This window comes from Hymenobacter jeollabukensis (genome assembly GCF_005771675.1).
GTDB lineage: Bacteria > Bacteroidota > Bacteroidia > Cytophagales > Hymenobacteraceae > Solirubrum > Solirubrum jeollabukense.
In genome coordinates this window covers 221,868-237,388 of the sequence record NZ_VAJM01000009.1, presented here as the reverse complement: position 1 = coordinate 237,388, position 15,521 = coordinate 221,868, and the positions used below count along the sequence as shown (strand labels likewise).

Annotated in this window: 11 protein-coding genes; 9 read left to right on the top strand and 2 right to left on the bottom strand. The window is 65.3% G+C overall.

What is annotated here, in order from left to right; all coding sequences use genetic code 11:
• Positions 1–6: 6 nt before the first annotated feature.
• On the top strand, positions 7–2,541 hold the full coding sequence (gene hrpB, locus FDY95_RS17890) for an ATP-dependent helicase HrpB (RefSeq protein ID WP_138079852.1): 2,535 nt from the start codon (positions 7–9) through the stop codon (positions 2,539–2,541).
• 109 nt (positions 2,542–2,650) lie between these two features.
• On the opposite strand, the gene FDY95_RS17885 is transcribed toward hrpB, so the two are convergent.
• Positions 2,651–3,496 (bottom strand): phosphodiesterase, encoded by an 846-nt coding sequence (locus FDY95_RS17885; protein ID WP_138079851.1) that lies wholly within the window; start codon positions 3,494–3,496, stop codon positions 2,651–2,653.
• 48 nt (positions 3,497–3,544) lie between these two features.
• Positions 3,545–4,393: an FRG domain-containing protein gene (locus tag FDY95_RS17880; protein ID WP_246074067.1), complete on the bottom strand. Its 849-nt coding sequence runs from the start codon at positions 4,391–4,393 to the stop codon at positions 3,545–3,547.
• Positions 4,394–4,605: 212 nt separating this feature from the next.
• Between FDY95_RS17880 and FDY95_RS17875 the strand changes: the two genes are divergently transcribed.
• From FDY95_RS17875 to FDY95_RS17840, 8 genes are all read left to right on the top strand, one after another.
• Positions 4,606–5,385: a DUF2490 domain-containing protein gene (locus tag FDY95_RS17875; RefSeq protein WP_138079849.1), complete on the top strand. Its 780-nt coding sequence runs from the start codon at positions 4,606–4,608 to the stop codon at positions 5,383–5,385.
• 283 nt (positions 5,386–5,668) lie between these two features.
• Positions 5,669–7,147: an IMP dehydrogenase gene (guaB, locus tag FDY95_RS17870; RefSeq protein ID WP_138079848.1), complete on the top strand. Its 1,479-nt coding sequence runs from the start codon at positions 5,669–5,671 to the stop codon at positions 7,145–7,147.
• Positions 7,148–7,381: 234 nt separating this feature from the next.
• Entirely contained in the window at positions 7,382–9,466 is a 2,085-nt protein-coding gene (locus FDY95_RS17865) for a GAF domain-containing SpoIIE family protein phosphatase (RefSeq protein WP_138079847.1), read from the top strand.
• Between the two features lie 20 nt (positions 9,467–9,486).
• On the top strand, positions 9,487–9,816 hold the full coding sequence (locus FDY95_RS17860; RefSeq protein WP_138079846.1) for an STAS domain-containing protein: 330 nt from the start codon (positions 9,487–9,489) through the stop codon (positions 9,814–9,816).
• Positions 9,817–9,842: 26 nt separating this feature from the next.
• Entirely contained in the window at positions 9,843–10,253 is a 411-nt protein-coding gene (locus tag FDY95_RS17855) for an ATP-binding protein (RefSeq protein WP_138079845.1), read from the top strand.
• Positions 10,254–10,362: 109 nt separating this feature from the next.
• Positions 10,363–12,693: a peptidylprolyl isomerase gene (locus tag FDY95_RS17850; RefSeq protein WP_138079844.1), complete on the top strand. Its 2,331-nt coding sequence runs from the start codon at positions 10,363–10,365 to the stop codon at positions 12,691–12,693.
• Positions 12,694–13,065: 372 nt separating this feature from the next.
• Complete coding sequence (locus tag FDY95_RS17845; RefSeq protein WP_138079843.1) at positions 13,066–14,445, top strand: peptidylprolyl isomerase; 1,380 nt, start codon at positions 13,066–13,068, stop codon at positions 14,443–14,445.
• 110 nt (positions 14,446–14,555) lie between these two features.
• Positions 14,556–15,521: an AAA family ATPase gene (locus FDY95_RS17840; RefSeq protein WP_138079842.1), complete on the top strand. Its 966-nt coding sequence runs from the start codon at positions 14,556–14,558 to the stop codon at positions 15,519–15,521.

Below are 15,521 nucleotides of genomic sequence, written 5' to 3'. Positions count from 1 at the left end.
CACCACTTGACCTTCCCCGATCTGCCGATTCGCGCCGCGCTGCCCGAGCTGCTGGCGGCCCTGGTGGCCGGCAACCGCGTCGTGCTGCAGGCCCCGCCGGGCGCCGGCAAGACCACGCTGGTGCCGCTGGCCCTGCTGGACGCGCCCTGGCGGCCCGCGGAAGGCAAAATCATCGTGCTGGAGCCGCGCCGGCTGGCCGCCCGCGCCGCCGCCACCCGCATGGCCCAGCTGCTGGGTGAGCCAGTGGGCCAGACCGTCGGCTACCGCGTGCGCCTCGAAAACAAGGTTTCGGCCCGCACCCGCATCGAAGTCGTCACCGAGGGCATCCTCACGCGCATGGTGCAGGACGACCCGGCCCTGGAAGGCGTGGCCGCCGTGCTCTTCGACGAGTTTCACGAGCGCAGCCTGCAGGCCGACCTGGGCCTGGCCCTCACCCTCGACGCCCAGCAGGTACTGCGGCCCGATCTGCGCCTCGTCGTGATGTCGGCCACGCTGGACGCGGCCCGGCTCGGCCCCTGGCTGCAGGCCCCGGTGGTGACGAGCGAGGGCCGCATGTACCCCGTCGAAACGATTTACCTGAGCCCGCGCCGCGCCGCCGGCCTCTCGAACCGCCCCGGCGAGCGGCTGGCCGAGTTGACGCCCGCCACCGTGCGCGAGGCGCTGAACACCCAAGCCGGCGATGTGCTGGTATTCCTGCCCGGCCTGGCCGACCAGCGCCGCGTGGGCGAAAAGCTGGAAGCCACGCTGCCCACGGAAATCGACCTTCACGTGCTGCACGGCGAGTTGCCGCTCGACAAGCAGGATGCCGCCCTGCGCCCCGCCCCCGCCGGCCGGCGCAAGGTGGTGCTGGCCACCAGCATTGCCGAAACCAGCCTCACCATCGAAGGCGTGCGGGTGGTCGTGGACGGCGGCTTTGCCCGGGTGCCGCGCTTCATTGCCCGCACCGGCCTCACCACGCTCGAAACCGTGCCCGTCAGCCAGGCCGCCGCCGACCAGCGCCGGGGCCGCGCTGGCCGCCTCGGCCCCGGCGTGTGCTACCGCCTCTGGCCCGAAATCGACCAGGCCGCGCTGCCCGCCCACCTCGCGCCCGAAATCCTCACCGCCGACCTCAGCGCCCTGGCCCTGGAGCTGGCCTTGTGGGGCGCCGAAGCGCAAAATCTGCTCTGGCTCGATGCCCCGCCCGCCCCGGCGCTGGCCCAGGCCCGGGAGCTGCTGGTGCGCCTCGGCGCCCTCACGCCGGCCGGTCAGCCCACCCCGCACGGCCGCGAGCTGGCCCGCCTGGGCTTGCCGCCGCGCCTGGGCCACTTGGTGGTGCGCGGCCGGGAGCTGGGCCACGGCCCCACGGCCTGCGCCCTCGCCGCCCTGCTGGCCGAGCGCGACATCCTGCGCGCCACCGACGGCCGCCCCGCCCCGCCCGACCTGCGTCTGCGCCTCGAAGCCCTGCAAACCGGCCGCGCGCCCCTGCCCGGCCTGCAGCCCGACAGCCAGGGCCTACGCCGCGTCCGCGAAGCCGCTACTGCCCTGCGGGGCCGCGCCGGCGTGAAATCAGCCGACCTGGAGCCCGACGTAGCCGGCCTGCTGGCCGCCCTCGCCTACCCCGACCGCCTCGGCCAGCGCGAAGGCTCGGACCGGCTGCGCCTCGTCACCGGACAGCGGGTGCAGCTGCCAGCCGAGTTTTTCGCCGGCTCCGACGTGTTTTTCGCCGCCGCCCACCTCGACGGCCCCGCCAACGCGCCCCGCGCCGCCCTGGCCGCGCCGCTGACCAAGGTGGAGGTAGAAGAGCTGTTCCGGGAGCAAATCAGCGAGCAGGCTGAAGTGCAGTTCGACGCGGCTACCGGCCGGGTGCTGGCCCGCAAGCTGCGCCGCCTGGGCGCGCTGGTGCTGTCGGAAACCAACCTGCCCAACCCCAGCGCCGACGACGTGGCGGCGGCCCTGCTCACGGCCGTGCGCGACGGGGAGCTGCGCGCCCTCAACTGGACCGAGCACGCCCAGCAGCTGCGCGAGCGGCTGACCTTCCTGCACCACCTCAATCCCGCCGACTGGCCCGCCGCCTCCACCGAAGCCCTGCTGGCCGATGCCGACGAGTGGCTGGCGCCCAACCTGGCCGGCCTGCGCAGCCTCGCCGACGTAGGCCGCCTCGACGTGGCTGAGCTGCTGCTGCAGCGCCTGCCCGGCGGTTGGGCCCAGCGCCAGGAGCTGGACCGTCTCGCACCCGCGCACTTGGAAGTGCCCAGCGGCTCCCACGTCCGCATCGACTACGGCGACCCGGCCGCGCCGGTGCTGGCCGTGAAGCTGCAGGAGCTGTTTGGGCTGGTAGAAACGCCCGCCGTGGCCGCCGGCCGAGTGCCGCTGCTGCTGCACCTGCTCAGCCCCGGCGGCCGCCCCGCCCAGGTCACCCGCGACCTGCGCAGCTTCTGGGAGAAAGGCTACTTCGAGGTGCGCAAGGACCTGAAGGGCCGCTACCCCAAGCACCCCTGGCCCGACGACCCTATGAACCACATTCCCACTAAGCTGACCAAGAAGCGGCTGGAAGGCATGTAGCGCCGTAGCGCGAAGCTCTGCTGCGCGTATTCCGAACGATTGCCGCAGAACAGGTTAGGTATATCGATGATTAACGCGCTGAATACGCGCAGCAGAGCTTCGCGCTACCTCACCCGCGCACCGGCCACGGTGGCGCCTGCCACTGCTGCCCGTCGTGCATGACGACTACTGGCCCAGGCTCCCCGATGGGGCTGGTGTGCGTGAGCAGACCGGTATCGTCCGACCAGGTGTGCAGCAGCACGGCGGGCGGGTCGAACCGGACTTCCAGCCCGGCCGGGCGCCGAACATCAGCCAGCAGCTGGTGTAGTGTGGAGGGGCAGGTAACCGCCAGGGCTGAGTGCAGGGGCCGCTGCATGGCCATGTGCAGGTGCCCGGCCAGCACGCGCGTCACCTGCGGGTGCCGGGCTAGCACGGCGCCGAATTCGGCTATGGCGTCCAGTCCGATGGCGTCGAAGGGCGCGAGGCCGCAGCGGAACGGCGGGTGGTGCATCAGGATGATGGTGGGCCGCTCGGGCTGCTCCGTGAGTCGCTCCTCCAGCCACTGCAGGCGGGCGGGGCACAGCGTGCCGCCGTCCTGCCCCGGCACGTGAGTATCCAGCGCCAGCAGCCGCAGCGGCCCGGCCGCCACTGTGTACTGCATGAATTCGGGCATGGTCTGCTCGCCCTGCGCCCCGAACAGCGCCCGCAGCCGCGGCCGGTCGTCGTGGTTGCCGAGGATGACGTAGACGGGCACGGTCAGCGGCCGCAGCAGCTCCCGCAGCTGCGCGTATTCGCTGGCCGTACCGTGCTCGGCGCAGTCGCCGGTGAGCAGGACGATGTCGGGCACGGCCGGCAGGTGCAGCAGGTGCGCCACGGCCGCCCGTAGCCGGACGGCGGCCTCCGGCGCGTCGTCGTTGATGTGGGTGTCGCTGAGCTGGGCAATAACCATGACGGGGCCGTTGGGTTGGTCGGCCAAGCTACGGATTCGGCCCGCACCAGCCAGCGGCTACGAATCCGCTATCTACTAACCCAGCGGGTCGCGGCCGGAGTCGAGGGGCTGGCCGCCGTGGCCGGTGGTGGGGCTGTAGTGGCGGTGCAGCCAGCGGCTCAGTCCGCTCAGGCCCGGGAACAGCACCCGCTCGGTGATATTGGCCTGATCGAGCTTGTCGCGGGTTTCCCACTTCAGGCGGGCCGGCAGGATGATGCGGTAAAACAGCTCCGGGTGCTCTTCCAGCCAGCTGTCCAGGTTGGCGTGCGGCGTCGACATAAGGGCGAACAAAGCGTACTGGTGGATGATGCGCGCATCCAGCGAGGGCGGCTCCAGAAACAGCAGAAACGGCTGCTCGGGCTGCATGTCGCCCAGCTCGCGCAGGTTGCGGCACACGGGCTGCAGCAGCTCGGGCGTAAACACGTTGGAGCCCTCGGCGCGCAGGGCCTCGCGCAGCCGCTGGGGCATGTACTCGGCCGCCTTCACGTAGTTCAGCGCCCAGATAACGCCATCCTGGTCGTAGGCTTCGAGGTCGTCGGTGGCGAAGTGCAGGGCCACGTAGGGCGAGTACGTCCAGTCGAGCAGGCGGGTGGGCAGACCGTGGTGCTGGGCCACCGCCAGCCAGTCCCACACCGAGGAATGATCGGGCACGGCCGTGTCGTGGGCGTACTTGCGGAAGTTGCGCAGCAAGTGGTTTTCCAGCTCGTGGTAGGGCCCGCCGAGGCGCTGCAGGCTGGTGCTGAGGGTGTAGGCCCTGGAACGTACCCCCCGGTACACAAACGGCGAGCGGAACCGGCCGAGGCGGCCGTCCCAGGTGTCGCGGAACAGGACGTGCTGCAGCTCCTCCCAGGAGCTGACTTCAATTTCGTTGGGGGAGGTGGACACGGGCGGGAGCATTGGGGCCAAGCGGCCCTGCAAGTACGCAAAGTTGGCGCGGGGCAGCCAGCCCCGGCTCCGCGGGCGGCACCGCATCCCGAAAAACTTAACATACACCGGCCGAAAACTTAACATACCAAAGCGTAACATTCCCGTAACCTTGACCGATCTTCGGTAACAGTTTGATAACACTGGTCGTCCGCCTTTTTTCCCGCCCCGGCATGACTGCACTTTTCCGCGCTACCGGCCCGCTGCTGGCCTTCTTCCTTCCTTTGTTCGTCGCCGCCCAACAGCTGCCCGAAGCCCGCGTGGCCGAACGCAACGACAACCTTTGGCTGGTCGGCGCCGGCCAGCTGCGCCTCACCGATAAGTGGAGCAGCTACGCCGAAATGCAGCTGCGCCGCGCCGACCAGGGCCGCAAGCCCCAGCAAACGGTGCTGCGCCTCGCCGCCAACTACCACCTCGGCCAGCACTTTCAGCTGGGCGCCGGCGCGCTCTACCAGAAGATTTACCCCTACGGCCAGTTCGCCGCGTCCGAATCGGCGCCCGAGCACGGCTTTTATCAGCAGGTGCAGGTGCAGGACGTATCGGGCCGGGTGCAGCTGCTGCACCGCTACCGCCTGGAGCAGCGCTGGATTCGCTGGCCCGAAGCCAACCGCTTCACCTACCAGAACCGCACCCGCTACCAGCTCGGCCTGCTGCTGCCCCTGCTCGGCCCCAGGCTGACCACGCGCATGCCCTACCTCATTGCCTCCGACGAAATCCTGGTGAATTTTGGCCGCAATGCCCCCAACCGTTTCGATCAGAACCGCCTCTACGCCGGCCTGGGCTACACCGCTTCCAAACTGGTGCGCCTGGAAGCCGGCTACCTCAATCAGTTGCTACAGCAGCGCAACGGCCGGGTATTCGAGCACAACCACACCCTGCAATTGAGCCTGCTGCTGAACCTGGATTTGCGGGCGGACGCGCCCATGGCCGCGCCGCTGCCGCCAGGATATTGAGCACCAGTTACGCCGCTACTCAGAACGTCATTCCGAGCTTGGCGAGGAATCTCGCGTGTTGATGTTCGGGTACTATTCCTTTCGTTCAACGAGAATTCTACTCTCGGACGAACCCACGCGAGATTCCTCGACAAGCTCGGAATGACGTTCTTGTTTGGTTCTTGGCCCCGGGCATGTATCCCGTCAGCTTTCCATTAAGTAAGCCGCCGATTCGTCGGGAGTCCGAAATTCGCCGTAGCTTTGCGTGGCAAGAGGAGTAAACCACGCTAAAAGCCTTTTGCCTATGGCCGCCGACCCCGCCGCCAAGATTGCCTTCGAGGCCCTGACCTACGACGACGTACTGCTGCTGCCAGCTTACTCCGAGGTTCTGCCCCGCGACGCCGACGCCGGCACCCGGCTCACCCGCCGCATCACCCTCAACATCCCGTTCGTTTCGGCCGCCATGGACACGGTGACCGAGGCCGACATGGCCATTGCCATGGCCCAGGAGGGCGGCATCGGCTTCATCCACAAGAACATGAGCATCAAGCAGCAGGCCAACCAAGTCCGCCGCGTGAAGCGCAGCGAGAGCGGCATGGTGCTCGACCCCATTACCCTCAGCAACACGGCCACCCTGGGCGACGCCCAGAAGCTGATGCGCGACAACAAAATCGGCGGCATTCCCATCGTCGACGGCGAGCGGCGCCTGCTGGGCCTGCTCACCTCCCGCGACATGCGCTTCGAGAAGGACCCGGCCCGCCCCGTCACGGAGCTGATGACGCCCGGCGAGCGGCTCATCACCACGCCCGTGGGTACCGACCTGGCCCAGGCCGAAATCGTGCTGCAGGACAACCGGGTGGAAAAACTGCCGGTGGTGGACGCCGACGGCCGCCTGCAGGGCCTCATCACCTACCGCGACATCCGGAAGCGCCGCAGCCGCCCCCGCGCCTGCAAGGACGAGTTTGGCCGCCTGCGCGTCGGGGCCGCCGTGGGCGTCACGCCCGACACTCTGGACCGCGTGAAGGCACTGGTGGAAGCCGGCGTCGACGTTATCAGCATTGACACCGCCCACGGCCACTCCAAGGGCGTGATTGACATGGTGAGCCGGGTGAAAAAGGAATTCCCGAACCTGGAGCTGATTGCCGGCAACGTGGCCACCGCCGCGGGCGCCAAAGCCCTGGCCGACGCCGGCGCCGACGCCGTGAAAGTGGGCGTGGGCCCTGGCTCTATCTGCACCACCCGCATCATTGCCGGCATCGGCGTGCCGCAGCTCTCGGCCGTGATGGAAGCCGCCCGCGGCCTCGAAGGCACCGGCGTGCCGGTTATTGCCGACGGCGGCATCAAGTTCTCCGGCGACGCGGTGAAGGCCCTGGCCGGCGGCGCGTCGAGCATCATGATCGGCTCCTTGCTGGCCGGCACCGAGGAGGCCCCCGGCGAGGTCATCATCTACGAGGGCCGCAAATTCAAAACCTACCGCGGCATGGGCTCAGTAGAGGCCATGGAGGAAGGCTCGAAGGACCGCTACTTCCAGGACGCCGAAGACGACGTGAAAAAGCTGGTGCCCGAGGGCATCGTGGGCCGCGTGGCCTTCAAGGGCAGCACCGCCGAGGTGCTCTACCAGCTGGTGGGCGGCCTGCGCGCTGGCATGGGCTACGTGGGCGCCGCCGACGTGCCCGCCCTGCAGCAGGCCCAGATGGTGCGCATCACCGGCGCCGGCCTGCGCGAGTCGCACCCCCACGACGTGCAGATTACCCGCGAGGCGCCCAATTACAGCTCCCGCTAATTCTGGTCTTGATCCGGAAACGGCTGACGCTGCTTCCGGACGTTTTCCGAGTTGTTTTACGCCGAACCGCCGCCCACTTTGGGGCGGCGGTTTTGGTATACCGCTGACTGCCAGTACCTCCTAATTAAAAGCCCGTTAAAGGGCTTATCTATTTTCTGGGTGGTTCGTATCTTGGTCCTCCTGTCGCCCTCGTTGCCGTTTTTTGACGGCGCCTTGCCCTCTCCACCACCACGCATGATTGCACTGCTCCGCAAGCTTATTCCGCTAGCCCTGCCCGTGGCGGTGCTCAGTTGGCTGGGGCTGTTGCTGTGCATGTTGTTGCGCGCCAGCCCACCCGCGGCGGCCCGCTGGGGCTTTCCCCCCGACTGGGCCATTCTGACCACCCAGGCCCTGTTTGCCGCCGGTGTCTTCCTGCACGAGCGGGCCCGCCCCGACCGCCTGCGCGGCACCGAGTTTGTGCCCCTGCTGCGCCAGCTGCTGGTTTGGCCCGGCGCCCTGGCGGCCGTGTGCGTGGTGCTGCACCTCACCGAGCACCTGCTCGCCGCCTACGTGCCCGACCGCGGCCCGGTGCTGCTGAACACGTTCTACGTCATCAACCTCGGCCTCTTCGTCTACTTCCTGGCCCGCACCTGCTACACGTGGCGGTCCTTGGTGTTTTTCCGCTCCCAGCCGCGCATCCGGCAGGAATGGCGCTGGTTTGAGGTACTGCTGGGCGTGGCCCTGATGTTCCGCCTGGTCAGCGGCGACACGATTTCCTGGTTTATCCTGCCGGTGCTGCTGCTGCTGGCCGGCCTGGGCGTGTACCTGAGTGCGCACCAGCAGTGGATAGCCTACCTGAACCGCCGCCAGAAGTGGGAAATCGTGTTTCTGCAGCTGGCTATTCTGGGCGTCATGGCGGTGTTCGGGGCTTATTTCTATAGCCTGCAGGACGACCCGCAGCTGGCCGGCCCGCTGGCCCAGCACGCCTTTCTGGTCCTGACCAGCTTCTTTGCCGGTTTTTACGCCGTGATGGGCTTCCTCGTGACCCTGTTCAACCTGCCCACTGCGGGCGTATTCGAGCAGAAGCGCGAGGAAATCCTGAGCATGCAACGCCTCTCCCAGCTGATTCAGAAAGGGCAAAGCGAAAAGGAGGTCTACTCGCTCCTGTTTGATTCCGCCGTGCAAACGGTGGAGGCCGACGCCGCGTGGCTCGACCTCGACACCGACGGCGGAGCGCCCGGCTTCTCCTACCAGGTAGACGCGTCCACCCGTGAAGGTATCTGCCGCCTGCTGGCCGATTACAACATCGGCCACATCGAGTACCTCAACAACGACCTGCCCAACAGCGCCGGCTTCCGCGCCCTGGAGCTTCCTTACGGCTCGCTCATCGTGATGCCGCTGCGCTCCACCAAGCACCACTACGGCACGCTCTACCTGCTGAAGGAAACGCGCCAGGGCTTCGACCGCGAAAACCTCAGCCTGCTGCAGATCTTCACCAACCAGACGGTGCTCAGCATCGAAAACCTGCGCCTGCTGCAGGAGTCCTTGCAGTCGGAGCGAGTGAAGGAGGAGCTGAAGATTGCCAGCCTGGTGCAGGAAAGCCTGATTCCGAAGACCCTGCCCGCCGACAGCTGGTTTGAAATCCGCTGGCACAGCCTGCCCGCCCGCGAAGTGGGCGGCGACTTCTACGACTTCCTGCAGCTGAGCGCCTCGCGCATTGCCATTATCATCGGCGACGTGTCGGGCAAGGGTACCACGGCGGCCTTCCACGTGGCCCAGATGAAGGGCATCTTCCACTCGCTGATGCTGCTCGACAAGCCCGAAAAGGGCCAGCCCCTGCAGCCGAGCAAGTTCATGGCTATGGCCAATCAGGCCCTGAGCCACTGCCTGGAGCGCAGTTCGTTTATCACCGCTTCCTTCTACATCGTCGATTACAAAGAGCGGGGCTTCGCCTTCGCGCGGGCCGGGCACTGCCACACGCTCTACTACAATGCCATTACCGAGGAAACGTTCTATTTCCAGACGGAAGGCCTCGGCCTGGGCATTCTGCGCGACGGGGCGGCCTACGAGAAGCGCATCAAGAACATGTACTACGACTACAATCCCGGCGACGTGATGGTCATGTATACCGACGGCATCGTGGAGGCGCGCAACGCCCAGGACGAGGAGTACGGCGAGGACCGCCTGCGTAAGCTCCTGGAACGCAGCCACTACCTCGAAGCCGAGGACATCAAGCAGAGCATCATCCGCGACGTGGAGGAGTTCAGCCGCGGCCTGCCGCCCTTCGACGACCAGACCCTGCTCATCATCAAGTTCAAGAACGCCCAACCCCTCGCCTGACCACCGCGTAGAACTCAGCTATGAAAATTGTACCCCACGCCTCCACCGATACCCTCACCCTCGCCCTCGACGGCGAGCTGGACGCCAGCTCCTCGGTGTCGCTCGACACAGAGCTGACCAAGCCCGACGTGCTCGATTACCGCAAGGTAATGATTGACTGCCAGCGCCTTAACTACATCTCTTCGGCCGGTCTGGGGGTATTCATCTCGCACCTGCAGCGCTTTCAGGATGCCGGCGTGAAGCTGGTATTCTTCAACATGCAGGACAAAGTCCACAACGTGTTCGAGATTCTGGGCCTCGACTCGCTGATGACCATCGTGCCCACCCAGCAGGAGGCTACGGCCGTTTAATTTCGTTGTCTACGCCCGATTTCGCCATGCAGCACACCATCCGCGTCAGTTGCAGCCGCAGCAATCTGAAGACGGTGCGCGATTTTGTGGCGGGCGTGCTGCAGGAGCACCAGCTCTCGGATATTCTGCAGAACCAGATTATTCTGGCCGTCGACGAGATTGTAGCCAACCTGATCATTCACTCCAACCACGAGGACGAGCACAAGCACCTCGACATCCGGGTGGAAATTGCCGACCACGAGTTTCGCTTTGAAGCCGAGGATGACGGGCAGTCCTTCTCCCCCACTGAATACCGCGACCCAGACCTGCAGGAGCACATCCGCATCGGCAAAAAAGGCGGCGTGGGCATTGCCCTGGTCAACCGCATCATGGACCACGTGGAGTACACCACCGTCGGTACGCGCAATTTCTGCCGCCTGAGTAAGCGCCTGCCCTGAGCTTTAAGGCTTCGGCAGGCGCCGATTTTTGCGTAACATTGCGACAAGCAGCCGTCCGCGCCGGGCGTGATCTAGCGTGCGGACGGCTTTTTCGTGCCAATTATTTTGTATGCGTAACAACCGCATTCTGTTTTCCGGCGCCGCCGCGGTGGCCGCCTTCCTGGCCGCTTGCCAGGCCACTAAACCCACTACCGCAACCTCCACCCCGCAGCCGGTCCTGATGACCCTGGGCACCCACGAAGTGCCCGCGTCGGAGTTTGCCTACGTGTACCGCAAAAACAACAGCTCCGCCCCCGATGCCGGCAGCAAGGCCAGTGTGCAGGAATACCTGAACCTGTACACCAACTTCAAGCTGAAGGTCATCGAAGCCGAAGCCAAAGGCCTCGACACTACGCAGGCCTTCAAGCGCGAGCTGGAGGGCTACAAGCAGCAGCTGGCCCAGCCCTACCTGACGGAGAAAAGCGTCACGGATCAGCTGGTGCGCGAAGCGTATGAGCACATGCAGAAGGAGGTCAACGCCTCGCACATTCTCATCCGCGTCACGCCCGAGGCCGACCCCAAGGACACGCTGGCCGCCTACAACAAGATTGTGGCCCTGCGCCAGCGCGTAACCGGCGGCGAGGACTTCGAGAAAGTAGCCCGCGAAACATCGGAAGACCCCTCAGCCCGCGAAAACGGCGGCCGCCTGGGCTACTTCACGGCCCTGCAGATGGTGTACCCGTTTGAGGCCGCGGCCTACAAAACGCCGGTGGGTCAAGTGTCGCAGCCGATCCGCACGCGCTTCGGCTACCACATCATCAAGGTCAACGACATGCGCCCGGCCCAGGGCGAAATCAAAGTGGCTCACCTGATGGTGCGCGCCACGCCCGGCATGCCCAAGGCCGACTCCGTCATGGCCAAGAAGAAGGTCGACGAGCTGTACAGCCGCCTGCAGAAGGGTGAAAACTGGGACAAGCTCGTGGCCCAGTTCTCCGAGGACCAGGGCTCAGCCGCTAACGCCGGGGAGCTGCCGCCCTTCGGCACCGGCCGCATGATTCCCTCCTTCGAGGAGGCCGCCTTCAAGCTGCAGACGCCGGGCCAGCTTGCCGGCCCCGTGCAGACGCCCTACGGCTGGCACATCATCAAGCTGATCGAAAAGCAGGCGGTGCCCACGTTTGAGCAGTCGGAGGCCGGGCTGAAGCAAAAAGTAGCCAAAGACTCCCGCTCCGAGTTGAACCGCGCCGCCTTCATCAAGCGCGTGCGCACCGAAAACCACTTCACCGAAGTGGCGCCGGTAAAAGACCTGCTGCTGGCCCAGGCCGACACCGCGCTGACGGCCGGCCATTTCAAAACCGACCCTTACCTGACCCGGCTGACCAACGTGCCGGCCGCCAAGGGTAAAAAGAGCACCGTGGCCGGCGCTACGCCGGTCTTCACCATCGGCACCAAGGCCTACACGGTGAAGGACTTCGCCGACTACACAGCCCAGCACCAACAGGCCCGTCCTGGCACCTCGCCCAGCTACGCCATGCAGCTGCTCTACGACCAGTTCGTGGATCAGTCGCTGATGGAGTACGAGCGCGCCAACCTGGAAACCAAGCACGAAGACTACCGCATGCTCGTGAAAGAGTACCGCGACGGAATTCTGCTGTTCCAGCTGATGGACGAGAAGGTATGGTCGAAGGCCATCGAGGACACCGTGGGCCTGCAGAAGTATTTCACCGAGAACCAGGCGAAATACCAGTGGGAGCCGCGCGTGCAGGCTACCGTCATCAACGCCGCCACGCCGGAGCTGCTCAAGAAAGCCCAGCAGCAGCTGGCCGTGGGGCAGTACGTAGTGCAGCGCGACATGCCGCCGGCCCTGGAGTTCCGCCCCAACTCGGTGGAAATGACCAAGATTGGGCTGCTCAACCGCACGAAGCTGCTGCAGCGGCTGGTGAACGAGCCGGACATGAGCGTGCGCGTCACGGGGCAGTTCAAAGCCGGTGAAAAAGCCAGCCTAGCCAAGGACCGCACCCAGCGCGTGGTAAAATTCCTGACCGACAGCAAGGTTTCGGCCAACCGCATCAGCTCCGCTACGGCTGCGCGCGCCAGCGCACCGACGGCCAAAATTGAGTTGCTCAGCTCTCAGCCCAGCGTGCTGGAGGAAATGCTGAACAACCAGGCTCAGAACCCGCTGGGCGTGCAGATTCAGCAGCGGGCCTTCCCCAAAGGCGACAACAAAGTGGTGGACGGCGTGCCCCAGCAGCCCGGCACCTACACCGTGCAGCAGGATGGCCGCTACTACGCCGTGAAGGTGGAGAAAGTGCTGCCCGCCGGCCCCAAAACCCTCGCCGAAGCCCGCGGCCAGGCCACTTCCGATTACCAGAACTACCTGGAGCAGCAGTGGGTGCAGGAGCTGCGCGGCAAGTACCCGGTGAAAGTCAACGAAGCCGAAGTAAGCAAGCTGGTCACCAAGTAGACCACGGATTTTTCCGGATTTGACGGACACGGATTTTGTGGACGATTGTCGTCCGAACGAAGTGGTGCCACGGCTTAAAGCCGTGGCACCACTATTTTTAAGCTACTGGTATTTCTTGGCCACTTGGTTGTAGCCGTGGCGCTTTTTAACCGGCCGCAGCAATGACTGGCGACTGGCCGAAAACCACGGCCGGACGCTTGCAACCCTGGCCCCGCAGCCGGGCTCTTTCGGTCGTAGCGGGCCGGCTTTTTGTCCGCGCAGCTATTTATGTTGAAATTTACCGGCCGCTTGTGGCGTTTGCCTTGGCGGGGTGGTAGTGTCGGCCGTCATCGGGCGTTTGCCGGGCCCGCCACCGTTGCTTTTTCTTCTGACATGACCTATTTGTTTCGTTTCGCCGCCTTGTTGCTGGCCGTGCTGGTTTTCGGCCGCGCTGAGGCGCAAACCCTGGCCGGGGTAGGCCGCTCGGGCCCCGCTCGCCAGACCGTCGACGGTATCATCGTGAAAGTCGACAACCAGATTGTGCTGCGCTCCGACCTCGATGCCATCTACCAGCAGCAGCTGCAGCAGGCCGAGGGCAAGCCCCTGCCGCCCGACATTCAGTGCAAGATTCTGCAGTCGCTCACGCTCAACAAGCTATTGGTAGCCAAGGCCGAAACCGACTCGGTGGTGGTGGAAGACTCGCAGGTAAACAACGAGCTGAACCGCCGCATGAACTACTTCATCCAGCAGATCGGCTCGGAGAAGAAGCTCGAAGAGTACTACAACAAGCCCCTGCGCCAGCTCAAGGAGGAGCTGCGGCTTCAGGTGAAGGAACAGCTGGTGCAGCAGAAAATGCAGGACCAGATTGCTGGCAAGGTGACGGTGACGCCGCGCGAGGTGCGCCAGTTCTTCAACAAGATTCCCAAGGATTCGCTGCCTTACTACTCCACCGAAGTGGAAGTAGGCCAGATCGTGAAGCTGGCCAAGCCCGATGAGAAGGCCGAGCAGGCCGTGGTGGCCAAAATGAACGATTTGCGCGCCCAGATTCTGGCCGGCGCCGATTTTGCCGCCCTCGCCCGGCAGTATTCCGAAGACCCGGTATCGGCCAAGGACGGCGGCAACCTGGGCTTCTTCAAGCGCAAGGAGCTGGTGCCCGAGTACGAAGCGGCCTCGCTGCGCATGGAGCCGGGCGGCCTCTCGCCCATCGTCAAGTCGCAGTTCGGCTACCACCTGATTCAGCTGATCGAGAAGAAGGGCGACTCCTACAACACCCGCCACATCCTGATGAAGCCCGTATCGGGCGGCGCCGATATCGACGCGGCTTCGGCGGCGCTGCTCAAGCTTCGCTCGCGCATTCAGCACGACAGCATCACCTTCGCCAAAGCGGCCAAGGATATGTCGGAGGACAAGGAGTCGGGTGCCAACGGGGGCCTGCTCGCCAACCGCCGCGACGGCAGCTCCTACATTCCGCTCGACCAGCTCGACCCGGCCATCTTCTTCACCATCGACACGATGAAGGTGGGCCGCATCAGCAAGCCCCTGCCCTACCGCACCGACGACGGCAAGGACGCGGTGCGCATCATCTGGCTGAAGTCGAACACCCCGCCCCACCAGGCCAACCTCAAGGACGACTACCAGAAGATTGCGCTGGCGGCCCTGAACCAGAAGAAAAATAAAGCCCTCGATGAGTGGTTCCTGCGCAACCGCGGCACCGTGTTTATCGAAGTAGACCCCGAGTACGCCGGCTGCAAAGTGCTGGATGCCGAACAATAAGCGGTTGTCCGTTGTCCGTTTTTAGTTGTCGGGCCTGACGCAGCCTCCGGGCGCGGAACCTCGACCATGCTACACTGACAACTCGCAACTGACCACTGATACCTCCCTTAATGCGCACATACTCCTCGGACAAAGAAGCGGCTGACGCCCTGGCGCAGTCGTACCGCACCTTGCGGCAGGAAATCGGTAAGGTTATTATCGGGCAGGACGAGGTGGTGCGGCTGATGCTGACCGCCGTTTTCTCGCAGGGCCACGCCCTGCTGGTGGGCGTGCCGGGTCTGGCCAAAACGCTGCTGGTGCAAACCATCAGCAACGCGCTGGACCTCTCCTTCAACCGCATTCAGTTCACGCCCGACCTGATGCCCTCTGACATCGTGGGCTCGGAAACGCTCAACCAGCAGCGCGAATTTCACTTCGTGAAGGGGCCGATTTTCGCCAACATCATCCTCGCCGACGAAATCAACCGCACGCCGCCCAAGACGCAGGCGGCCCTGCTCGAAGCCATGCAGGAGCACGCCGTGACGGTGGCCGGGCAGCGTTACGCGCTGCCGCGCCCCTTCTTCGTGCTGGCGACGCAGAACCCCATCGAACAGGAAGGCACCTACCCGCTGCCCGAGGCGCAGCTGGACCGCTTCATGTTCAACATCACGCTGGACTACCCCAGCTACGAGGCCGAGCTGCAGATCGTGAAAAACACCACGGCCGACTTCAAGCCCACGGTGCAGCGCATCCTGCAGGCCGACGAAATCGAGGCCTTCCAGCACCTGGTGCGCCGCGTGCCGGTGACGGACAACGTCATCGAATACGCCGTGAACCTGGTGCACAAAACCCGCCCCGGCGGGCCCCGCGCCACCCCGCGCGCCACCCAGCTGCTGGAATGGGGTGCCGGTCCGCGCGCCTCGCAGCACCTCATCGTGGGGGCCAAGTGCAACGCCCTGCTCAACGGCAAGTACTCCCCCGACATCGAGGACGTGCGCGCCGTGGCCCCGGCCATCCTGCGCCACCGCATCGTGCGCAACTTCAAGGCCGAGGCCGAAGGCGTGACGGTGGACCAAATCGTTCAGGAACTGCTCTAG

Coding starts and splice junctions, on each gene's coding strand:
- FDY95_RS17875 (WP_138079849.1), top strand. CDS start 4,606: ATGACTGCACTTTTCCGCGCTACCGGCCCGCTGCTGGCCTTCTTCCTT.
- guaB (WP_138079848.1), top strand. CDS start 5,669: ATGGCCGCCGACCCCGCCGCCAAGATTGCCTTCGAGGCCCTGACCTAC.
- FDY95_RS17865 (WP_138079847.1), top strand. CDS start 7,382: ATGATTGCACTGCTCCGCAAGCTTATTCCGCTAGCCCTGCCCGTGGCG.
- FDY95_RS17860 (WP_138079846.1), top strand. CDS start 9,487: ATGAAAATTGTACCCCACGCCTCCACCGATACCCTCACCCTCGCCCTC.
- FDY95_RS17855 (WP_138079845.1), top strand. CDS start 9,843: ATGCAGCACACCATCCGCGTCAGTTGCAGCCGCAGCAATCTGAAGACG.
- FDY95_RS17850 (WP_138079844.1), top strand. CDS start 10,363: ATGCGTAACAACCGCATTCTGTTTTCCGGCGCCGCCGCGGTGGCCGCC.
- FDY95_RS17845 (WP_138079843.1), top strand. CDS start 13,066: ATGACCTATTTGTTTCGTTTCGCCGCCTTGTTGCTGGCCGTGCTGGTT.
- FDY95_RS17840 (WP_138079842.1), top strand. CDS start 14,556: ATGCGCACATACTCCTCGGACAAAGAAGCGGCTGACGCCCTGGCGCAG.